Source organism: Erythrobacter sp. JB3-1, from assembly GCF_057364995.1.
Window position 1 is genome coordinate 518993 of record NZ_CP200289.1, and the last position, 19972, is coordinate 538964.

The 19972-nt window shown below is 60.5% G+C and carries 17 protein-coding genes; 10 read left to right on the forward strand and 7 right to left on the reverse strand.

Annotated elements, in window-relative coordinates:
- Positions 1-71: 71 nt before the first annotated feature.
- Positions 72-284 carry a TIGR03643 family protein gene (locus AC0V6M_RS02525; RefSeq protein ID WP_486137294.1) on the reverse strand — a complete coding sequence of 71 codons (213 nt, stop codon included), beginning with the start codon at positions 282-284 and terminating at the stop codon, positions 72-74.
- A gap of 62 nt (positions 285-346) precedes the next feature.
- Positions 347-1696: a sulfotransferase family protein gene (locus AC0V6M_RS02530; RefSeq protein ID WP_486137295.1), complete on the reverse strand. Its 1350-nt coding sequence runs from the start codon at positions 1694-1696 to the stop codon at positions 347-349.
- 166 nt (positions 1697-1862) lie between these two features.
- Between AC0V6M_RS02530 and serS the strand changes: the two genes are divergently transcribed.
- From serS to AC0V6M_RS02545, 3 genes are read left to right on the forward strand one after another with little or no spacing between them, the layout of a single operon-like run.
- Positions 1863-3293, forward strand: a complete 1431-nt coding sequence (gene serS, locus AC0V6M_RS02535) for a serine--tRNA ligase (protein WP_486137296.1) — start codon at positions 1863-1865, stop codon at positions 3291-3293.
- Positions 3293-4057, forward strand: a complete 765-nt coding sequence (gene surE / locus AC0V6M_RS02540) for a 5'/3'-nucleotidase SurE (RefSeq protein ID WP_486137297.1) — start codon at positions 3293-3295, stop codon at positions 4055-4057. Before serS ends, surE begins: the two co-directional genes overlap by 1 nt.
- A gap of 16 nt (positions 4058-4073) precedes the next feature.
- Positions 4074-5159 carry a potassium channel family protein gene (locus tag AC0V6M_RS02545; RefSeq protein ID WP_486137298.1) on the forward strand — a complete coding sequence of 362 codons (1086 nt, stop codon included), beginning with the start codon at positions 4074-4076 and terminating at the stop codon, positions 5157-5159.
- Positions 5160-5181: 22 nt separating this feature from the next.
- Here AC0V6M_RS02545 and AC0V6M_RS02550 read toward each other — a convergent pair whose 3' ends face one another.
- Positions 5182-5601 (reverse strand): DUF1761 domain-containing protein, encoded by a 420-nt coding sequence (locus AC0V6M_RS02550; RefSeq protein ID WP_486137299.1) that lies wholly within the window; start codon positions 5599-5601, stop codon positions 5182-5184.
- Between the two features lie 77 nt (positions 5602-5678).
- On the opposite strand from AC0V6M_RS02550, the gene rimO reads away from it, so the two are divergent.
- A complete protein-coding gene (gene rimO, locus AC0V6M_RS02555) occupies positions 5679-7088 on the forward strand; it encodes a 30S ribosomal protein S12 methylthiotransferase RimO (RefSeq protein ID WP_486137300.1) in 1410 nt (469 codons plus the stop codon).
- Positions 7089-7092: 4 nt separating this feature from the next.
- On the opposite strand, the gene AC0V6M_RS02560 is transcribed toward rimO, so the two are convergent.
- Both AC0V6M_RS02560 and AC0V6M_RS02565 read right to left on the reverse strand, forming a co-directional pair.
- Entirely contained in the window at positions 7093-7473 is a 381-nt protein-coding gene (locus tag AC0V6M_RS02560; protein WP_486137301.1) for a hypothetical protein, read from the reverse strand.
- 203 nt (positions 7474-7676) lie between these two features.
- Positions 7677-9344, reverse strand: coding sequence for a bifunctional helix-turn-helix transcriptional regulator/alpha/beta hydrolase (locus AC0V6M_RS02565; RefSeq protein WP_486137302.1), 1668 nt, complete (start codon positions 9342-9344; stop codon positions 7677-7679).
- A 273-nt stretch (positions 9345-9617) separates the two neighbouring features.
- On the opposite strand from AC0V6M_RS02565, the gene AC0V6M_RS02570 reads away from it, so the two are divergent.
- Positions 9618-9794: a hypothetical protein gene (locus tag AC0V6M_RS02570; protein ID WP_486137303.1), complete on the forward strand. Its 177-nt coding sequence runs from the start codon at positions 9618-9620 to the stop codon at positions 9792-9794.
- Positions 9795-9891: 97 nt separating this feature from the next.
- Here AC0V6M_RS02570 and AC0V6M_RS02575 read toward each other — a convergent pair whose 3' ends face one another.
- Positions 9892-10716 (reverse strand): hypothetical protein, encoded by an 825-nt coding sequence (locus tag AC0V6M_RS02575; RefSeq protein WP_486137304.1) that lies wholly within the window; start codon positions 10714-10716, stop codon positions 9892-9894.
- 197 nt (positions 10717-10913) lie between these two features.
- Between AC0V6M_RS02575 and AC0V6M_RS02580 the strand changes: the two genes are divergently transcribed.
- Positions 10914-11711, forward strand: coding sequence for a transglutaminase-like domain-containing protein (locus AC0V6M_RS02580; protein WP_486137305.1), 798 nt, complete (start codon positions 10914-10916; stop codon positions 11709-11711).
- Between the two features lie 28 nt (positions 11712-11739).
- Here the strand turns inward: AC0V6M_RS02580 and AC0V6M_RS02585 are convergent, their stop codons facing one another.
- Positions 11740-12759 carry a LacI family DNA-binding transcriptional regulator gene (locus AC0V6M_RS02585; protein ID WP_486137306.1) on the reverse strand — a complete coding sequence of 340 codons (1020 nt, stop codon included), beginning with the start codon at positions 12757-12759 and terminating at the stop codon, positions 11740-11742.
- Positions 12760-12924: 165 nt separating this feature from the next.
- On the opposite strand from AC0V6M_RS02585, the gene zwf reads away from it, so the two are divergent.
- The 4 genes from zwf to AC0V6M_RS02605 are packed head-to-tail and all read left to right on the forward strand — an operon-like array spanning position 12925 to position 19953.
- Positions 12925-14382, forward strand: coding sequence for a glucose-6-phosphate dehydrogenase (gene zwf / locus AC0V6M_RS02590; RefSeq protein ID WP_486137308.1), 1458 nt, complete (start codon positions 12925-12927; stop codon positions 14380-14382).
- Complete coding sequence (edd, locus tag AC0V6M_RS02595) at positions 14375-16183, forward strand: phosphogluconate dehydratase (RefSeq protein WP_486137309.1); 1809 nt, start codon at positions 14375-14377, stop codon at positions 16181-16183. The genes zwf and edd overlap by 8 nt, the downstream gene beginning before the upstream one ends.
- Before the next feature lie 3 nt (positions 16184-16186).
- On the forward strand, positions 16187-17167 hold the full coding sequence (gene glk, locus AC0V6M_RS02600) for a glucokinase (RefSeq protein ID WP_486137311.1): 981 nt from the start codon (positions 16187-16189) through the stop codon (positions 17165-17167).
- An 11-nt stretch (positions 17168-17178) separates the two neighbouring features.
- Positions 17179-19953 (forward strand): phosphoenolpyruvate carboxylase, encoded by a 2775-nt coding sequence (locus AC0V6M_RS02605; protein ID WP_486139557.1) that lies wholly within the window; start codon positions 17179-17181, stop codon positions 19951-19953.
- The last annotated feature ends 19 nt before the right edge of the window (positions 19954-19972 follow it).

Below are 19972 nucleotides of genomic sequence, written 5' to 3' on the forward strand. Positions count from 1 at the left end.
CACGAGAGTGAGGGAGGCATCACGCTTACGCCTCCCTCACTTCGCTACCGTATTTTGCCAAATGCAAATCCCTATTTGTAAGTCTCACGGCGATCGCCAAATCGGCGCACGCGTTTGCGCCAGGTGCGATAGCTGGAGGGCTTGAGCGAGGACCGCATCAGTTCTTTCACCTGAGCATCGGACAGGCCGTATTCGGTCTCTATCGTGGCGAAGCTGATATGATCGCTCAGCGCCATTTCGATGATCGCGCTGATGTCTGCTTCGCTTAAATCCGGTTTTGTCATAGGACCTTAGGTGGGAACGCGCATGGCCTGGGTCAAATGGTGAGTGGCTGTTCGCCCAGCTCTCAACCAAACCGGCGGCGTCGTTCTCTCTGGATCGGCGCCGCTGCTGCATTTGCGCCGGTGCGAGACCCCATGCCCTCGCCCCAACCATTGGTCGGCACGTCAAAGGCGCGCACATAATCGGCAAAGCGCTCCGCCACCTCATCCGAACTCACGTGAAAATCGCTCAGCCGGTAAACATGCGGATGGCGCTTCAGCGATTTTGAGCGCTCCAGATAGTCCGCCATCTTGGCCTCTGCCGGAGCCATATCGAGATCGAGGAAGCGATAGACGCGTTCCATCTCGCCGCGCCAATCGCGGTCCATATCCTCATATTGCACATCAATCATGCGCTCGGGATCAAGTCCCTCTCGCGCCGCGCGCATCCGCTCAATCTGCTGCTCTGTCTTGGCCAGCCAATCGCGCCCGATACGGGCTGGATCCACGTGATCGGAATAGATGATTGTCTGGTTCCAGGCGAGCGAGGCGGCGCTGCCGACCAGGCTCCTGGGATCGCGGTGGGTGAAGATCAGGCGCGCATCGGGAAACACGTTCAGCAAAGCGGGGAGATCCAGCATGTGCTGCGGTGTCTTCAATATCCACGGGCGCAGCGGCGAGGCCTGCTGCGACCAGCCGATCAAGCGCAGCAGATTGGCGAGATGGCGGTAAGCCGGTGTCGCATCCTCCTTGGCGCACCATGAGGAATAGCTTGGCACTTGCCACTGCGCATCGTGCTTCATCCCCCACATGCTGGAGACGAGCAGGCCAAGCTCTTCTTCGGGCTCATACGGCCCGGTCGGATGGATCGAGAGCGTGCGCGGATTGGCCGCCCGCGCGACCTTCATGATCCGCCGCGCAAGCACTGGGCGAAAATCCTTCGCCTTGCCAGCCAGCACCTCTTCAAAATCAGGGCGCGGTACCGGGCTGATCGTTTCAAAACTGCGCATGTGAGTGAAGCGCTGATCGCTTGCGAGCAGCCGGTGCATCCGTGTGGTGCCCGACCGCATGGGGCCGACGATCACCACCGGACGCGGGATTGGTCGCTCAAGGATCTCTGGGAAACGGTCAAACCATTGCTGCGCCCACAGCCGGTCGGTCAGCACTTTATTGAATTGCTGCACCGCGCTGTGCTGGCCCGCCAGATTGAGCCGCGCCTCGCCGCGCACTGCATCCAGTAGCACCTCAAAGGGCCGCTCAAACCATGGATCGCCAAAATCGCTGAGGCCGGTCTTGCGCGCCGCCGCCTCCATCAGCGCATCTTTGCTGAAACGCGCAGGGGCGAGAACGCCCGTTCGCTCACCCGCGCCCAGCAGGCGATTGAGCCCGGCGATAAATGCGGTTCGTTGCGGAGGCGCGACCCGTCCGTGCTGCATGAGGTAGCCCTCTATTTTTGCCCCTGTTCGCCGCACTTGCCCCGCGGCGCTGATCTGACGTCAGACCCTTGGTCTAGCCGGTTTGAACCCCTGCGCAACCTAGGGCAGAGCACTTGTCCGCATATGCACTGGAATTTGGCTAGCCAAGCGGGCATAGGCTGGCCCCATGCACGATATCCGAATTATCCGAGACGATCCCGACGCCTTTGACGCCATTTTGGCGCGGCGCGGACATGAACCTGTTGCACGCGGCATTGTGGCGCTGGATGAAGAACGCCGCGCGGTCGCGACCAAGCTGCAAGAGGGGCAAAGTCGCCGCAACGAAGCCTCTAAAGCCATCGGCCAAGCCATGGGCCAAGGCGACACGGCCAAGGCCGAGGCGCTGAAAGCAGAGGTGAGCGAGCTCAAGAAGACGCTGCCCGCATTGGAAGAGCAAGACCGCGAGCTGGGCGAGAAGTTGAAAGCTACTCTCGACATCATTCCGAACTTGCCATTTGACGATGTGCCAGATGGTGAAGGCGAAGAGGACAACGTCGAAGTCTCAACTTGGGGCGATAAAACAAGCTTTGATTTTGACCCGCAAGAACACGCCGATATCGGCCCAGCGCTAGGCATGGAATTTGAGACTGGAGCGAGAGTTTCCGGTGCGCGGTTTACCTTCTTGCGCGGCGGCATGGCACGCCTGCATCGGGCCTTGGGGCAATGGATGCTCAATGAGCAAACCGGCGAGTTTGGCTATACCGAATGCGCGCCGCCAGTTTTGGTCAGTGATGCGGCGATGTATGGAACCGATAAGCTGCCTAAATTTGCCGAAGATAGCTTCGAGACCGAACTGAGCTTTGACATTGACGGTCTCGCCAAACGAACCCAAGATCGTTGGGAGAAGATCGTTGATGTTTTTGCCGCCGAGGATAGCGCTCGAAAAATGGCAAACTTCATCGCCCATATGCGAAAAGAAGACAACGTAGATCGACGCTGGCTCATCCCCACAGCCGAAGTCTCCCTGACCGCATCCGTCATGGGCGAAATCGTCGACGACGCTCAGCTCCCAATGCGCATGACTGCCCTCACCCAATGCTTCCGGTCCGAGGCTGGCTCCGCCGGCAAAGACACGCGCGGTTTCATCCGCCAGCACCAGTTCGAGAAATGCGAGCTCGTTAGCATCGTCCGCCCGGAAGATAGCGAGGCCGAGCATGAGCGTATGACCGGCGCCGCTGAGAGCATTTTGCAAAAACTAAACCTGCCTTATCGCAAGATGCTGCTGTGCACTGGCGATATGGGATTTGGCGCGCGCAAGACATATGATCTGGAGGTCTGGTTGCCCGGACAAGACGCTTATCGCGAAATCAGTTCCTGCTCCAACACTGGCGATTTTCAAGCGAGGCGGATGAACACTCGCTATCGCCCTGAAGGCGAGAAGAAGACGCAGTTTGTGCATACCCTCAACGGCTCCGGCCTTGCGGTGGGCCGCACGCTGGTGGCGATTATGGAGAACTATCAGCAAGCCGATGGCAGCGTCCTTATTCCAGAGGTCTTGCATCCCTATATGGGCGGCGTGACCAAGTTGGAGGCTCAGGCAAAGGCGGGCGGCGCTTAATGCGCATCTTGCTGACCAATGATGACGGTATCCATGCGCCCGGACTTGAGGTGCTGGAGGAAATCGCGCGGCAGTTTTCAGACGACATCTGGGTCTGCGCCCCGTCAGAGGAACAATCCGGCGCTGGCCACTCGCTAACGCTCAACCAGCCGGTGCGCCTGCAGCAATTTGGCGAGCGGCGCTATGCCGTCACCGGCACGCCGACCGACAGCGTAATGATGGCCCTGCGCGAAGTAATGGACAGCCCGCCCGATCTGATCCTCTCCGGTGTCAATCGCGGCGCGAATCTGGGCGATGACATCACCTATTCGGGCACCGTCTCCGCCGCTATCGAAGGAGCGCTGGCCGGCATTCGCTCCATCGCCCTGTCTCAGGTTTACTCGCGAGAAAGCATGGAAAACGCCGACGCATTCGCCGCCGCGCGGCAATGGGGCGCGAAGGTGATCCAGCCGCTGCTTGATGTGCAATTTGCTGAGCGCACGCTGATCAATGTCAATTTCCCGCCGCTCGAAGCCGACGCGATCAAAGGCATTCGCGTCGTCCGTCAGGGCTTTCACGATTACTCACGTGGTAGCATCGTCGAAGGCCGCGACCCGCGCGGCAACCGCTATTTCTGGTTCGGCCTGCACGCGATTGAGCACACGCTGGACCACGGCACCGACCTGGAGGCGATTGACGATAGCTACATTGCCGTTACCCCTTTGCAGCTTGATTTGACGCATTATTCTTCGCTCGACATTTTAGCGGGGAAATTCGCCGAATAGGGGCGCAGGACGGGGCATGGCCAAGCAACTCGACACTCTGTTTCCCAAGGACGCGCCCAAGCGGCGCAAGTCTGGCTTTCGCCCGCTAAGACGCGCGGTCAAAATCCCGGTGTGGGGCGATTTGGGTATCCGACTGGGTCTGGCACTGCTGCTGATTTCCATCGTGGTCATGATCCACTGGTTCGATCGCGGCGGATTGGTCGACAGCGTCGATGGCGAGGTCAGTTTTCTCGACATCGTCTATTTCACCATGATTTCGATCACCACCACCGGATTTGGCGATATCGCCCCGGTGACAGACCGCGCGCGGCTGGTCGAAGCGGTTATCGTTACCCCGATCCGCTTTGCCGTGTTTTTCATCTTTGTGGGCACCGCCTACAATTTCATCATCAAGCGCAGCTGGGAGAAGTGGCGCATGAACCGCATTCAAGAGAAGCTCTCGAACCATGTCATCGTCCTCGGCTTTGGCGTTTCCGGCTCCGAAAGCGTCACCGAACTGATCGAGCGCGGGATGGAGCCCAGCAATATCGTGGTCGTCGACCCGAGCGAGGACCGGCTGGTCGAGGCAGAAAAGCTCGGCGTCAACGTGATGAACGCTGATGCGACCCGCGACCAAACATTGAACGCAGTGCAAGTGAGCACCGCGCAATCCGTGCTGGTGTCCGCTGGCCGGGACGATACCTCAATCCTGATCGTGCTGACCGTGCGGCATCTCGCGCCGAAGGTTCCGATCAGCGTCGTCGTGCGCGCGGATGATAACGAGCTGCTGGCGCGGCAAGCAGGCGCGGACAATGTGATCAACCCGGTGCGCTTTACCGGCCTGCTGCTCGCAGGCTCTGCACGCGGGGCGCATATCTCGGATTACCTCGCCGATCTCGCCTCGGTAAATGGCCGGGTCCGGCTGGTGGAACGGGTCGTGACCGAGGAAGAATGCGGCTGCTCAATCGAGGAATTGAGCACTGGCGGGCGCGGCCTGCGGGTCTATCGCGGCGGCCGGGCAATCGGCTTTTGGGAAGACGAATGCCAAAACTTGCAGCCGGGCGATATCGTGGTTGAGATCGTCCCAAGCATCAACGGCGAGACCAATGGTGACGCACACTAGGCCAAGCTGAATTGGCGCGGTTTTACGGCAAGTAAGCGTGCACGAAACCCATCGCGGTGTAGAACAGCAGCCAGTATCCTGCATCGATGAAGAATAGCGCCTTGCCCTTTTGCGAAAACAGGTAGGCGGTGCCCAGAGCCGGCACGATAAAGCCGAATGCAATGCCCAAAGCCGTCACCACTTTGACCGTGACTGAGAGCTCCACATCATTCACTTCGTATGAGTGGAAAGTATGAGCGAGCGTCCAACTGGCGAGCAGCGAGAACGCAAACGCCCCGCCATAGATCAGGCCCATATTGCCTTCTTTGATCTGTTCTTCGGTTAGGCCAACGGCGCCCATCCATTTCTTGCCCATGACCGGCCCGTACCAAATGCCGCCCACGACAAATCCGGCGAGCGCGGCGAGAAACACGGCCAGCCAACTCACATCCAATAGATTCATAATTACCTCTCCCAAAGGCGCGACCCACTGCAAGTGCTAGCGCAAAGCATGGTTCGCGTGTAGAGGCGCGGCCAGATATGAATACAGACGCCCCCACCTCCACTGCATCGCCAAAGCCCGTGGCCGACCAGAAACGCGTTGGCATGGTCTCGCTCGGCTGTCCCAAGGCGCTGGTCGATTCCGAACGCATCCTCACGCGGCTGCGCGCTGATGGCTATGCAATGTCGCCCGATTATGCCGGCGCGGACGTGGTGCTGGTCAACACCTGCGGCTTCCTCGACAGCGCGAAGGAAGAAAGCCTGGCCGCGATTGGCGAAGCGATCAGCGAGAACGGCCGGGTCATCGTAACGGGCTGCATGGGAGAAGAGGCGGACGCAATCCGCGCCGCCCACCCGCAAGTTCTGGCCGTCACTGGCGCGCATCAATATGAGCAAGTGGTGGAGGCCGTGCACGATCACGCCCCGCCTAACCAAGGGCCGTTTATCGACCTGATCCCTCAGCCGTCAGAGCACGATATCAAGCTGACCCCGCGCCATTACAGCTATCTCAAGATCTCTGAGGGCTGCAATCATTCCTGTTCCTTCTGCATCATCCCGGATTTGCGCGGAAAGCTCGCCAGCCGCCGGATTGACGCGGTGCTGCGCGAGGCGGAAAAACTGGTCGCCGCCGGCACAAACGAGCTGCTGGTAATCAGCCAGGATACGAGCGCTTACGGGGTCGATACCCGCCACGAAACCCGCGCATGGAAGGGCCGCGAGCCGCGCGCGCATATGACAGACCTCGCCCGCGAGCTGGGCCAATTGCGCACGCAATCGGGCCAAACGCCGTGGGTGCGTCTGCACTATGTCTATCCCTATCCGCATGTCGACAAGGTCATCCCGCTGATGGCCGAGGGGCTGCTCACGCCCTATCTCGACATCCCGTTTCAGCACGCCTCGCCCTCGGTTTTGAAGCGCATGAAGCGCCCGGCGAACGAGGCCAAAGTGCTCGAGCGGCTGCGGGGTTGGCGCGATATCTGCCCAGACATCGCAGTCCGCTCCTCTTTTGTGGTCGGCTTCCCCGGCGAGACCGAGGACGATTTCAAATATCTGATCGATTGGCTGGAAGAGGCTCAGCTCGACCGCGTCGGCGCTTTCCGCTTTGAACCGGTCGAAGGCGCGCAGGCCAACGCCCTGCCTGATCCGGTGCCAGAGGCGATAAAGGAAGAACGCTATGCCCGGCTGATGGAAGTCACCGAGCGGATCAGCGCGGCCAAGCTAGCCGCCAAAGTCGGCCGCGCCCTGCCGGTGATCATTGATGAGGTCGGCGAGCCGGACGAAGACGGCGACATTGGCGCAAGCGGACGGTCTGAGGCCGATGCGCCTGAAATCGATGGCCAAGTGCATTTGCGCAATGTCCCGGCAGACGTAGCGCAAGGCGACATCGTCACCGCAGTGATTGAAGAGGCCGATGCGCACGATCTGTTCGGCGTAATCGCGCAAGGCTAAGCCGCTAGGTCTGGCTCGATCCCCAGATAAAAAGGCCGCCGATGATCAGCGCGATCACGAACAGTTGCTTCCAATAGGACCCAACGATCCCCGCCGGGATCAGCGGGACGAGATACAGCGGCCATCCCTCCAGCTCTGTGTTGTCCGAGAGATAGCCGAGCGAGAGCAGGTAAGTGACGCCAAAGAAGACGTAATTGCCGGCGGTCCATTGCTTGGCCGAGCTGTGGGCGGCGGCCTGTTGCCGCGCCTTGGCAGGCTTTGCCCCGCGCTTTTTCGCAGGCGCAGAGCCGTGCGCAGGCGATGGATCAGGCACCGTTCCTGCGCCATGACAATTCCAGCAAGTGACCATATCGCGCCCGCCGGTGCCGCTGCCATTGCAGGCCATACAAGCCTGGTTCGTATGTCCACCGTGGCCGGTGCCGCCACAACTGTAGCAATCAAGATAACCCTGATCGATCTGACCACCAGAGCAATACGGACAAACAGCCAAAGCGCCCTCCCCTGTTCGCAAGAATCGCTTGTCTTCAAGCTACCGCACTTATTCTGAAACGAAAGGGGGTTTTGCTGAGGGTAGGCCGCGCCGTTCCGTTAGCCGCCAATCTCGCGCCGCACATGCGCAAACACCCGGACCGGATCATCGTGCATCACCAACTGGCCAGAGCGGCGGAATTCTGCATCCACTGCAAAGCCATATTTGTCGGCAAATTTCTGATAGTTTTCGTGGCTGACAAAGCCGCCATTAGCTCCGATTGCCATGGTCACAGGCGGTACGATGTCACGGCACAGCTCGCTCCAATCGAACGCCTCGATAATCACGCCCTCAGTCGGGCCGTCCAGCGTCTTTATGAAGGTATAAGTGCCTGATTGGCGGATCATCTCGCGGATTTCGGGCCGTTTGTAATAGGCCCGGTCATCCGGGCTGGAGCGGTAAAAATCGTCGATAAACTTGTCGAATTCGCCGCGCAGCGAGCCGGCCAAGGTCGCGCGAATATATATCCGCGCAAAGGCCGGGGCCATCCGCGTCATCTGCACCGCCCGGCGATATCCGATATCGACCATGCCGATGTCCGCCCACGTGGGGAACGGCACCAAGGGGCCGGCCAAAACAACACCGCTCACCTTCACCCGCGTCGCCTGAACAAATCCCAGCGCAAAGGGTGTGCCCGCCGTGGCGCTGAGGACGGCGCATTCAGTGATCCCTTGCGCCTCAAGGAACGGATCAAGCCGGCGCGCAAATTCTCGAACCAATTCGATCCGCTTTGATCGCCCGGTTGTTTCGCCCGAGAGCGGCCGCCACGGGGCGATGATCCGCAGCCCTGCCTCGCGAGCAGCGGCATCCTGCTCAGCGGTGAACAATGCGCCCTCAAAGAAGGGATGGAAATAAAGCACCGGATCGCCGCTGGGATCGCCGTGTTCCTCCCACGCGATGCGGTCACCATCCTCTTCGTGAAATATCCGGCTGCAGAAATGCCGCTTTGGCCCCTCGCTCTCGTCAATCAAACGCAGGGAATGGGCAAAGCCGGTATAGAGCATCAACAGCTCTTGCTGAGAATTGATCGCCAGCTTGCGCAGCAGCGCCTTTAGCTGATTGCGAGCCGTACCAACCGAGCGTTCGCGCTGTTCCGCAAAGCTGCGCACATTTCCGCCCGAAACCAAATGACGGGTCAGCGCAAGTTCGGTTTCAGTCAGGCCGAGCGCTTCGCGAAAACGATTGCCGCTCGCCTCTTGCCAGCGAAACTGGATCAGCTTGAAATGAACATGCTCAGCCTGCGCCCCTGCGCCGGCTTCGACATTGAACCAGCGGCCCTGATCATCGTCGGGTGCGGTAAACAGCCGAAGAAAACCAGTGGAACTGCCCAATTTTGTCTCTCGAATGCGGCGCAAATCCTCGCTGCGTTCAGTTGGATCCCACAGCCAGTCCGGCGCTGGATGGCCGCTTTCCAGCTCTGGCCCGGTAAAGACCTCCGGGTCGAAGGAAATGAGCCTTTGGGAGCGATCCAGGACCAGCTCCGCCCCGCTGGGCGACACATCAGGCAGCACGAAATTGGCAAAATCACTGCCCGTCAGCGTCGAGACTTCGTCAATCAGCTCACCCGCTTCGACGAAGTGCTGATCCGCTCTGCCAACATCCTCTTGCCCCGCCTCAAAATGATGCTCCCCTTGCTCCAACAAAGAAAGCACGCGTTCAGGCTTGCCCATGGTGGCATAGGCATCGCGGATAATGCGATCGACATAGGTTTCGCGTTCGTCAGCCATCAAGCCTCGCCTCATAGCTGCAAAATGGTTTTCGCCAAGTTGAAGCGTGCCCGGGCATCAGCATCCATGCGCCCAGGGAATGTGGGCCGCGCCTCGCAAAAGACGCGGCCCTTTCCCCAAGGGTCGCAGTTTGGGGAAAATCACTTCACGCAATATTTGCCTGATGTCTTCGTTCCGCTTGGGCAGCTACCATCGCGGATTTCTGCATAATCTCCCTTACCGCCGACACAGTAGTTTCCCGAGGCTTTAAAACCGGTCGGGCATGAACCGATTTTGGGAAGCGCAACTTTGCTCGATGATTTGCAGCTTGATCCCGAAGCCTTGAAGCCGGTGGGGCAAGAGCCGTTCTTGGAAACTTCGCTGGAGGAGCTTTGCGCGAGTGCCGCAGGCGCGGTGCCGATGGCGAGAACGCTGGCGGCGAAAATGGAGAATGTCTTTTTCATGAGTTGAATATTCCTGTGCTGATTTGGATGATTGAAAAGCGTGCGATGCGGCGGGCGAATACGCTGTTCGCCCGCCGCGCCTCATTTCACTGGGCTTGCTGGGTTTAGCCCGCTGGACCGCGGCGATAGGCAAAGGCCACCGCGCTCTTGCCAGAATTCTTGTCAAACCATTGGCAGTAAAAGTCCGTGCCTGACTTATCGGTATGCAGAGACTCAAAATTGAACGTGATCATCTGGCGCCCGCGCTTGGCGAGATATTTGTCATAAGCGCCAGAGCGGTTGGAATTGCTGCCACTTGCCGTTGGCGTGTAGCCGAGCGAATTGCCGCTGTGCAGCATCACGTCCTTGCCCTTGTAATTGTTGATTTTCGGCCCGTGGACATTGTCGAGCTGCTCAGAGCCATCATAGGAAACGCACTGAATTTTATAGTCGTATTTCTTATACTTGGCCGCATCAACTTCGACATAGAGCACATCGCCAACCGCAAGACCGGGAAAGAAACAGCCGTTTTGCGGGCTGACATTGGTGCGCTCGGTCAGGCCGGTGCGCTCCTCTGTGCTGATCCCCTGGCTAAAGGTGTATGTGCCCTGGCGGCCGACAAAGGCATCGCCCAGGCCCAGGTTCGCGCAGTGCGGCTGGCCGGTGTATTTGGCCGGAGCGGCGCCTGCGCCGCCAACATGGCCAGGAGCCCGCGCAGTGCGCGGTGAGTTGGACGTGCTGCCGCGATTGGCGAAACCGCCGCCAGATCCGCCGTTCCGCACATTGTCGACTGTCTCGACCACGTCCTCGGCCTGATCGACTTTCTTTTTGACCTTCTTCACCTTCTTGGTGATCTTATCGAACGGGCCCGCCTCTGCTGGAGCGGGCGCGGCGGCAAAGCCGACGACGAGCGCCACCATAGCGGCAGCGGTGATGGAAAATTTCTTCATGGATACGAACCCCTGTAATCTATTCCGGTAGGAACATTTGCCCTCCCCGGACAAAACGGCCACTGGTTGTGGCTGCTGGGCGCGGGCTAGAAGCAGAGGCGGGCTGGCTGAATATCCCAGATGGGACAATTGGACCTGAAAGAGCGCAAAAAACGCGTGATTGAGGAACAAATGTGCCTGCCAGACTTGAGTGACCTATGCCCCTCGACATCCAGACGACCTTCACTTTCCAATTCGACGAGCCGGGCGATGCCTTGCTGCAATTTGAGGTTGCAGGATTGCCGGGCCAGCGGATCCTCTCGCAAAGTGTCGACATGACTGCCGAGGCGGCGAGCACGCGGGTGCCAGCACATGATGGGGTCGGCACGCGCATTTGGGTGAGCAGCACCGGCCGGTTCGAGACCACCTACCGCGCCAAGGTCGAAACGCAGCGTAAGCCGATTGAGCTTACCGCCATGCCTCAGCTAGCCGCGAGATCCATCACCGGCGAGGCGGCGCAATATCTGTTCGATTCGCGCTATTGCTCGGCTGGACCGTTTCAGAACTTCGTTGAGGCAGAGTTTTCCGGCACATCGGGCGGCGCTCGAATTGCCGCGATCGAGGGCTGGCTAGCAGAAAACATGCGATATGAACCCGGCTCCAGCGGCGAGCAGACGACAGCCACCGATAGCTTCGTTGCGCGCCAAGGAGTGTGCCGCGACTATGCGCACGTGCTGATCGCGCTGGCGCGAGCCTCTCTTATCCCGGCGCGCTATGCCGCCTGCTATGGCCCTGACGTCCGCCCGCAGGATTTTCACGCAGTGGCCGAGGTGTTCCTCGCTCACCCTGATGAGCCGACACGCGGCGCATGGCATCTGGTTGACGCGACCAACATGGCAAAACCATCGGAGATGGCGATTATCGGGGTTGGGCGCGATGCGGCAGATGTGAGTTTCCTCACGACGTTCGGCCCAGCGCAGTTTCTATCGTCGAGGGTCGAGGTCAGCCGGGTTTAGGATTTTTCGCGCCGCCCGCGCAACTCACTCACGAACTTCCGCGTTTTAGCAGCTTCACCGGCACTCGGCGTATCCCGGAGTGCGGCCCGCCAGAGGTCACTGCCTCAACCAGCAGGCGCCCCGCCTGATCCAGGTCCGGCTCAATCGTGGTCAGCGTGGGGCTAGACAGCTCGCCCGCCTGCAAACCGTCGAACCCGATCAACTTGATCTCTTCGGGTATTTTCCGGCCCGCAGCGTTAAGCGCCTCCAGCACGCCAAAGGCCAGCGCATCGCACACTGCAAACACGCCATCCACCGCGAAGCCATCGGCCAGCATCCGCTCTGCCGCCGCGCGGCCCTGATCATGGCGATCATCTTCATCGCCGATTTCAACCGGCTGCGCTTCTAGGCCGAGCTTGCTTGCGTGGGCGAGAAACGTGTCCGCGCGCTCTGCAAACTGCCGCTGAGTGCCGCCGCGCGAGCCAATACAGGCGAGCTTTCTGCAACCCTGCGCGGCCAAATGCTCCGCCGCCATACGCGCGCCCGCATCATTGTCAGACGAAACCCAGTCGAGGTCGCCAAGGGGCGAGCCCCAATAAGCGACCAGCTCGGTCGTCTCTCCAATGCCCCGGAAATATTCCCATGCTGGGCGGTTCAGCGTGGTGCCGATCACGATCAGCCCCTCCGCTTGACCGCGCTCAACATAATTGCCGAACAGCTTGTCCTCGTCTCCTTGCAGCGACACGAGCACCTCCAACCCGCGCTCTGCCGCTGCGGCGCAAACTCCGCCCAGCAGCGCATAGGAAAATGGGTTCACATCGCGGGCGCTGCCGCCCGGTTTGGTGATTACCACCGCTGCCAAAGTGCCGGTGTGCCCGCGCCTCAGCCGCGCGGCGCGCTCGTCAACGAAATAGCCAAGCTCGCTCGCCACCTCCAGAACCCGGCTGCGCGTCGCCTCGCTGATGACGGCAGAGCCAGATAGAGCGCGCGACACCGTCGACTGGCTCACGCCCGCCCGCTCTGCAACGTCAAAACTGGTGACCCGCGTTTGCCGCCGCGCAGGATCCATCTCTCTCTCCCGGTTCGCTTCTTTAGACCAGCCGCCTCAGCACCTGAATAGCGCAATTGAATAGCCCAATTGAATAGCTATGCGAACCTATGGCCGAGCATTGCGCTTCGCGCTAGAACCCAATTGCCGCAATCCATAGCTGCGGCACGCGGGAGAAATATACGCATGCCTGAGCCAAAGCTCTCTGCTGATCGCTTACTTTTGTTCGGCGCAACCGGCGATTTGTCGCGCAGAATGCTGTTGCCGAGCCTGTGTGCATTGGACGCCGACAGGCTGCTGTCACCTGATCTGAAGATCATTGGCACCGCGCGCAGCGACATTGACGATGCGGAATTTCGCAATTTGGCGCGTGAGGCGCTGGAAACCTATCTGCCAGACGAACGGCGCGGCGGAATGGCCGCATTCCTCAATCGCCTGTCTTACCAAGCGCTTGATGCAAACACGCTGGATGGGTTTGACGCGCTCGCTGACAAAGTAAACGAGGCCGGCCCGAGCGATTCGGGTATGGCGATTTTCCTGTCCACCGCGCCGAGCCTGTTTGGCCCAACGATTGCTGGTTTGAAACACGCCGGGCTGACGGGTGACAATGTCCGAATGTGTCTGGAAAAGCCGCTTGGCACTGATCTCGCCACCGGCTGTGTTATCAATGATGCGGTGGCCGATGCCTTCCCGGAAGACCGAATTTTCCGGATCGATCATTATCTTGGCAAGGAAACGGTGCAGAACCTGCTTGCTTTGCGGTTTGCCAATATCCTGTTCGAGCCGATCTGGAATTCGAACTATATCGACCACGTCCAGATAACGGTCGCCGAAACCGTCGGCCTAGAAGGGCGCGTTGCCTTCTATGACGATGCCGGCGCGCTGCGCGACATGGTCCAAAATCACATGCTGCAATTGCTGGCGCTGGTGGCGATGGAGCCTCCGACGAGCTTTGACGCGACCGCGGTCCGCGATGAGAAGGTGAAGGCGCTGCGTGCCCTTCGCGAAGTGCAGGCCAGCGAGACTGTAACCGGGCAATATCGGGCAGGCGCTATCGGCGGTGAGGCTGTGCCCGGCTATGATGACGAGCTGGGTAAGGATTCCGACACCGAGACATTCACCGCGATCAAGGCGCATGTCGACAATTGGCGCTGGAAGGGCGTGCCCTTTTACCTGCGCACCGGCAAACGCCTGCCCGAACGCGTGACCGAAATTGTTGTCAAATTCCGCTGCGTTCCGCACTCCATCTTTGAAGGCATGGGCGCGAGCATGCTGCCCAACCGACTGGTGATTGGCATTCAGCCAGAGGAGAACATCTCGCTGTCCCTGATGGCCAAGGTGCCGGGCCTCGGCCAAGACGGAATTTCCCTGCGCGAAGTGCCGCTCGACATTGCTATGCCAGATGCCTTTGTCGGCCAGCACCGCCGGATCGCTTACGAGCGCCTGCTGCTCGATCTCATTCAAGGCGAGCAGACCCTGTTTGTGCGCCGCGACGAAGTAGAGGCCCAGTGGCAATGGGTCGATCAAATCCGCAGCGCTTGGGCAGCCGCAGGGGTCAAACCGCAGACCTACACCTCGGGCAGCTGGGGGCCGAGCAGCGCCATCGCCCTTACCGAACGCGATGGGGTGAGCTGGCATGAGTAATCTCAACGATGTGATCCACCGGGTAACCGAGCGGGTGATCGAAAACTCGCGCGCCAGCCGCACGGCCTATCTGGAACTGATGAAGCGCGAAGGCGACCGGAGGCCCGAGCACAAGGATGTGGCGTGTTCCAACCTCGCTCACGCCTTTGCCGGCGCGCTGGAAGATCAAGACGCGATGAAGAGCGGGCGCGGCCCGAATGTCGGCATTGTCTCCGCCTATAACGACATGCTGTCCGCGCATCAGCCCTATGGCCGCTATCCCGACCGGCTGAAGATCTACGCCCGCGAAGTCGGCGCCACCGCGCAAGTTGCTGGCGGCACGCCCGCCATGTGTGACGGCGTAACGCAAGGCGAAGACGGGATGGAGCTGTCGCTGTTCAGCCGCGATGTGATCGCCATGTCGACGGGCGTCGCTTTGTCGCACCAGATGTATGACGGGATCGCCTGCCTCGGCATTTGCGATAAGATCGTGCCCGGCCTGATGATCGGTGCATTGCGCTTTGGCCATCTGCCGGCGATCTTTGTGCCCTCTGGCCCGATGCCATCAGGCATTTCAAACAAGCAGAAGCAGGAAACCCGCCAGCTCTATGCCGAGGGCAAGGTTGATCGGGACGCCCTGCTTGAAAGCGAGCTTGGCAGCTATCACTCGCCTGGCACTTGCACATTCTATGGCACGGCCAATTCCAATCAGATGATGATGGAGATGATGGGACTGCACGTTCCCGGATCAGCCTTCTTCACGCCTGGCACAAAGCTGCGTCAGGAGCTGGACCGCGCAGCGATGCACCGCCTAGCAGAGCTGTTCGGCACCACGACACGCACATTAGCGCAGGTGGTCGATGAAAAGGCGATCATCAACGCGGCGATTGGCCTGCTCGCCACCGGTGGTTCGACCAATCACGCGATCCACATCCCGGCGATGGCGCGGGCCGCTGGCGTCATTTTCGACTGGGATGATCTGGCCGAGCTTTCCAGCGTCGTGCCTTTGGTTGCACGAGTTTACCCCAATGGCTCCGGCGATGTGAATCAGTTCCACGCCGCTGGCGGCATGGCTTATGTCGCGCGCACTCTGCTGGAGGCAGGGCTGTGCCACGGCGATATTCTAACTATGTGGGACGACGGATTTTCAGCCTATACCGCCGAGCCGGTGCTGGACGCTGAGCAAAAGCTGAGCTGGGCTGATGTGCCCGAAAGCCGCGATCTCGACATGCTTCGCCCGGCGAGCGATCCGGTGCAGCCCGATGGCGGCATGAAGCTACTCACCGGCAATCTCGGCCGAGCATGTTTCAAATCCTCTGCGGTTGAGCGCGAGCGCTGGACCGTCACCGCGCCCGCGCGCATTTTCGAAACGCAGGCCGACGTGGTCGCGGCGTTCAAAGCTGGCGAGCTCGACCGTGATGTCGTCGTGGTCGTGCGTTTCCAAGGACCGCGCGCCAATGGCATGCCAGAGCTGCACGCGCTCACCCCTTCGCTCACCGTGCTGCAAAATCGCGGTCACAAGGTCGCATTGGTCACCGATGGCCGGATGTCCGGCGCGAGCGGCAAAGTGCCCGCCGCGATCCACATCACGCCAGAGGCCAAAGGCGGCGGACCGCTCGCCCATTTGCAAGATGGCGATGTGATCACCGTTTGTGCGGAGACCGGAGAGCTATCGACCACGGCGGACCTTTCGGCGCGCACCCCCACCGCTGCTCCTGCGCAGGAGCACGGCGTCGGGCGAGAGCTGTTCCGCATGCTGCAAAATCAGGCTGACGGGGCAGAGCAAGGCGCCTCCGCCATGCTCGCCGCAGCCGGGCTTTAGCGCATGAGCAGCACGGACATCGTTGCGGTTGATATTGGCGGCACGCATGCGCGCTTTGCCATCGCCAGCGTTTCGGCAGACGGCCAAATTGCGCTGGGCGAGCCGACCACGCTCCACACCGAAGACCACGTCAGCTTCCAGACCGCGTGGGAGGATTACCGGGCCCGCTCTGGCGGCGCTCTGCCTCACAATGTTGCGCTGGCGATTGCTGGGCCAATCACTGGCGAGGTGATCCGCTTCACCAACAACCCATGGATTATCCGCCCCGCCTTGGTGAATGAGAAACTGGGCACAACGCGCCATACCATCGTCAATGATTTTGAAGCGGTCGCCTATGCAGTCGCGCGCCTGCCAGAGGAGCACTTAGTGCACCTCACCGGGCCGCAGCAACCGCTTTGCCCTACCGGCACGCTCAGCGTGATAGGCCCTGGCACAGGTCTGGGCGTTGCGCACCTATGGCGCGGAGAGAACGAGGAATTCCGCGTTCAGGCGACCGAAGGCGGTCATCTCGATTTCGCTCCAGTGGACGCCATTGAAGACGCCATCCTTGCCCGGCTGCGCAAGCGGCACAATCGCGTGTCAGTGGAACGGATCGTCTCCGGCCCCGGCATTGTCGATATCTATCAAACGCTTGCCGCGCTGGAGAACCGCACGGTTGCCGAGTGCGATGATATCGAAATTTGGACCAAGGGCACATCGGGTGAAGACAGCCTTGCCGCCGCCGCCGTTGACCGCTTTTGCATGGCACTGGGCAGTGTAGCCGGCGATATCGCGCTGGCCCAAGGCGGCTTTGGCGGGGTCGTGATCGCGGGCGGGCTTGGCTACCGGATTCGCGAAACGCTCGCTTCCTCTGGCTTTGCTGGCCGGTTCCGTCACAAGGGACGCTATCAAGAATTGATGGCCAGCATCCCGGTTAAAATCGTTAGCCATCCGCAACCTGGCCTGCTCGGCGCAGCAACCGCATTTGCAAGAGAACATCTGTGAACACCAAACCTATGAAATCCATCACCGACCTGCACACCCGGCTGAGCGATCTGCACCAGCAGACGCGCGAGACGCCGCTGTTTAATCCGGTGTTCCAGCTGGGGTTGGACCTGTCGCGCGCACTCGAAGGCGGCAATGCCAATCTCGATGAGCTTGAAGGCATGGTCGCCGAGCTGGAATGCGCCAGCCTACAATCGCGCGCCTCGCGCTTGCGCCGCTTGGTCTCGCCCATTTCCAAAGAGGCGAACCGCGATGCGCTTAGCGACAGCCTGTCAGGGGCGAGCGATTTTGCCGAGCTGCGAGCGCGCTGGGAAAACCCCAGCCTGCACGCCGTATTTACCGCGCACCCGACTTTCCTGCTGACACCAGAGCAATCAGACGCGGTGGCCACAGCCGCCGGCAGCGATGGCGATATCGGCAAAGAAGTGTGCGTGACCGGAACCCAGCGCCCGGCGATCACTCTGCAATATGAGCATGACCGCGCGATGCGAGCCATCGGCCATGCGCAAGATGCGCGTGATGCAATCGTCAGCGATGTGCTGAGCCACGCTCAGGGCACTTGGCCCGACCAATGGCAAGAGCTGGCCCCCGTGCCGTTCCGCTTCGCCACCTGGGTCGGGTATGACATGGACGGGCGGACCGACATCAAATGGTACACCTCCATCGGCTTCCGCTTAGCCGAGAAAGCCGAGCGTCTGGGCCGCTATGCCGATAGCTTGGCCGCGATTGATGGCGAACACAGCCTGATCAAGACCCTGCGCGATGCTCAGAACCACGCCGCACTCAGCGCGCGCGAGTTTACCAGCGATCTAAGCTCTCCAGAGGCGCTGTCGCTCGCGGCGAACCGGCTGACCGCTGACAATCCGGCCAAACTGCTGTCGCTCAAGCCTCTGATTGCGCAGCTCGAAGATGAAGCCAGCACCGCAGAAGCGGCACATGCGGTTGCGCTCAAAACGCTGGCCGCAGCAATGCGCGCCGACGGTCTTGGCATGGCGCATGTGCATTTCCGCGTGAACGCGAAACAGCTTCACAACGGCATCCGCCGCCGGATTGATCCGGACAACACGCTTGATCTCGCCAGCAAAGGCGCAATGGCAACGCTGCGCAAACTGCTGGGCGAAGTGAAGCCGCTGCGCACTAATTTCGCATCGCTCGCGATCGAAAGCTCAACGGCGATCCGGCAGTTTCTCGCGATGGCGCAAATCCTCGGCTCTGTGGATGCCGACACCCCAATCCGCATGCTCATCGCGGAATGCGAGCAGCCCTCCACCATTCTCGCCGCGCTCTATTTCTCAAAACTGTTCGGGATTGAGGATAAAGTCGACGTCTCGCCTTTGTTTGAGACCGAAAGCGCCCTGGAGCACGGCGGACGTTTCCTTGAGGCGCTGTGCGCTGAACCGGAATATCAGGCCTATGCCCGCACGCGCGGCCGGGTCTGCATTCAGACCGGTTTCTCCGATGCAGGCCGGTTCGTCGGTCAAATCCCTGCCAGCCTTGCGATTGAACGGCTGCAAGGGCGCATGGCGCAGGCCATGGCGAAAAACGGCCTCAATGATGTCTCCGCGCTCATCTTCAACACCCACGGTGAAAGCATGGGCCGCGGCGCGCACCCCAGCGGCTTTGACGACCGGCTTGCATGGCCGCTCAGCCCGTGGGCGCGTAGCCGCTTTGCAGCGAAAGACATCGTGCTGGAGCCTGAGGTCAGTTTCCAAGGCGGCGATGGCTACATGTTCTTTGCCACGCCAGAGCTGGCCCGCGCGACACTGACCCGGATTGCGACCGCACCGCTCAATGATCCGGCAGCGGCCGATGATCCATTCTACAGCCGCACCGACATCAGCCTGGATTTCTACCGCGCCATCCGCGCAAACCAGCGCCAGCATCTGCGCAGCCAGACCTATTCGCGCGCGGTCACTGCGTTCGGTTTGGGCCTGCTCAATTCCACCGGCAGCCGCGTTTCTCGCCGTCAGTCCGATCTCTCGGCGGATCGCGACATGTCGCTGCGCCAAATCCGCGCGATCCCGCACAATTCGATCCTGCAACAGCTTGGCTATCCGGTGAACATCATCTCCGGCATCGGTAGCGCGGCGGATGGCAATTATGAAGAGCTGGCCGCCCTGATCAAAGAGAGCCCGCGCGGACGCCAATTGATCCGCTTGGCGCGCGCCTCCAATGCGCTTGCCAGCATCAAGACGGTTGCCGCCCACGGGGAGCTGTTTAACTCAGCCTATTGGGCCAGCCGGCCCTATCGCGGCACGGAGAGCCATCTGTCTGCTGCATGCGAGACCTTGGCCGAATATCTCACCAAGGATGACCGCACCGGAGTGTTCCGCCGACTCGCCTCGCGCCTGCGGGTCGATGCGCTCAAATTCCACCGCCTGCTCGATCTGATCCCGGATGAAGCACCGCTGGAAGACCGCGAGAACACCCGCCGCACCATTGGCGCTGCGCAGGCTCTGCGCCTCGCGCTGATGCAGCATATTTTCCTGCGTGCCGTCTCGATCCCGGCCTTTAGCCGCGCGAATGATATCAGCCGCGATGATGTGTTGGAGATGGTGTTCAGCCTCAGGATTGAAGACGCGTTGGCGCAGCTGCGCCGCGCCTTCCCAACCTCTTTCCCTCAGCCCGAAGATTTCGCCGTCGATGCGGCGAGCGATTATCCTGACGGTGATAACGAAGGCTATTCTCAGATCGGCCGCGATTACATCGATCCAATCGAGCGCGCATATAATCTGATGCTGAGGCTGACGACGGCCATCGCCAATGAATTTGGCGCCCATGGGTGATGGGCTGGAAGGCGTGGGC

Excerpts from the sequence above, each read along its gene's own strand:
- AC0V6M_RS02580 (WP_486137305.1), top strand. The coding sequence starts at position 10,914 with ATGCCCCTCGACATCCAGACGACCTTCACTTTCCAATTCGACGAGCCG.
- AC0V6M_RS02565 (WP_486137302.1), bottom strand. The coding sequence starts at position 9,344 with ATGGCTGACGAACGCGAAACCTATGTCGATCGCATTATCCGCGATGCC.
- AC0V6M_RS02550 (WP_486137299.1), bottom strand. The coding sequence starts at position 5,601 with ATGAATCTATTGGATGTGAGTTGGCTGGCCGTGTTTCTCGCCGCGCTC.
- AC0V6M_RS02530 (WP_486137295.1), bottom strand. The coding sequence starts at position 1,696 with ATGCAGCACGGACGGGTCGCGCCTCCGCAACGAACCGCATTTATCGCC.
- AC0V6M_RS02585 (WP_486137306.1), bottom strand. The coding sequence starts at position 12,759 with ATGGATCCTGCGCGGCGGCAAACGCGGGTCACCAGTTTTGACGTTGCA.
- glk (WP_486137311.1), top strand. The coding sequence starts at position 16,187 with ATGAGCAGCACGGACATCGTTGCGGTTGATATTGGCGGCACGCATGCG.
- rimO (WP_486137300.1), top strand. The coding sequence starts at position 5,679 with ATGAATACAGACGCCCCCACCTCCACTGCATCGCCAAAGCCCGTGGCC.
- surE (WP_486137297.1), top strand. The coding sequence starts at position 3,293 with ATGCGCATCTTGCTGACCAATGATGACGGTATCCATGCGCCCGGACTT.
- AC0V6M_RS02545 (WP_486137298.1), top strand. The coding sequence starts at position 4,074 with ATGGCCAAGCAACTCGACACTCTGTTTCCCAAGGACGCGCCCAAGCGG.
- AC0V6M_RS02605 (WP_486139557.1), top strand. The coding sequence starts at position 17,179 with ATGAAATCCATCACCGACCTGCACACCCGGCTGAGCGATCTGCACCAG.
- AC0V6M_RS02560 (WP_486137301.1), bottom strand. The coding sequence starts at position 7,473 with ATGGCCTGCAATGGCAGCGGCACCGGCGGGCGCGATATGGTCACTTGC.
- AC0V6M_RS02525 (WP_486137294.1), bottom strand. The coding sequence starts at position 284 with ATGACAAAACCGGATTTAAGCGAAGCAGACATCAGCGCGATCATCGAA.
- serS (WP_486137296.1), top strand. The coding sequence starts at position 1,863 with ATGCACGATATCCGAATTATCCGAGACGATCCCGACGCCTTTGACGCC.
- AC0V6M_RS02575 (WP_486137304.1), bottom strand. The coding sequence starts at position 10,716 with ATGAAGAAATTTTCCATCACCGCTGCCGCTATGGTGGCGCTCGTCGTC.
- edd (WP_486137309.1), top strand. The coding sequence starts at position 14,375 with ATGAGTAATCTCAACGATGTGATCCACCGGGTAACCGAGCGGGTGATC.
- zwf (WP_486137308.1), top strand. The coding sequence starts at position 12,925 with ATGCCTGAGCCAAAGCTCTCTGCTGATCGCTTACTTTTGTTCGGCGCA.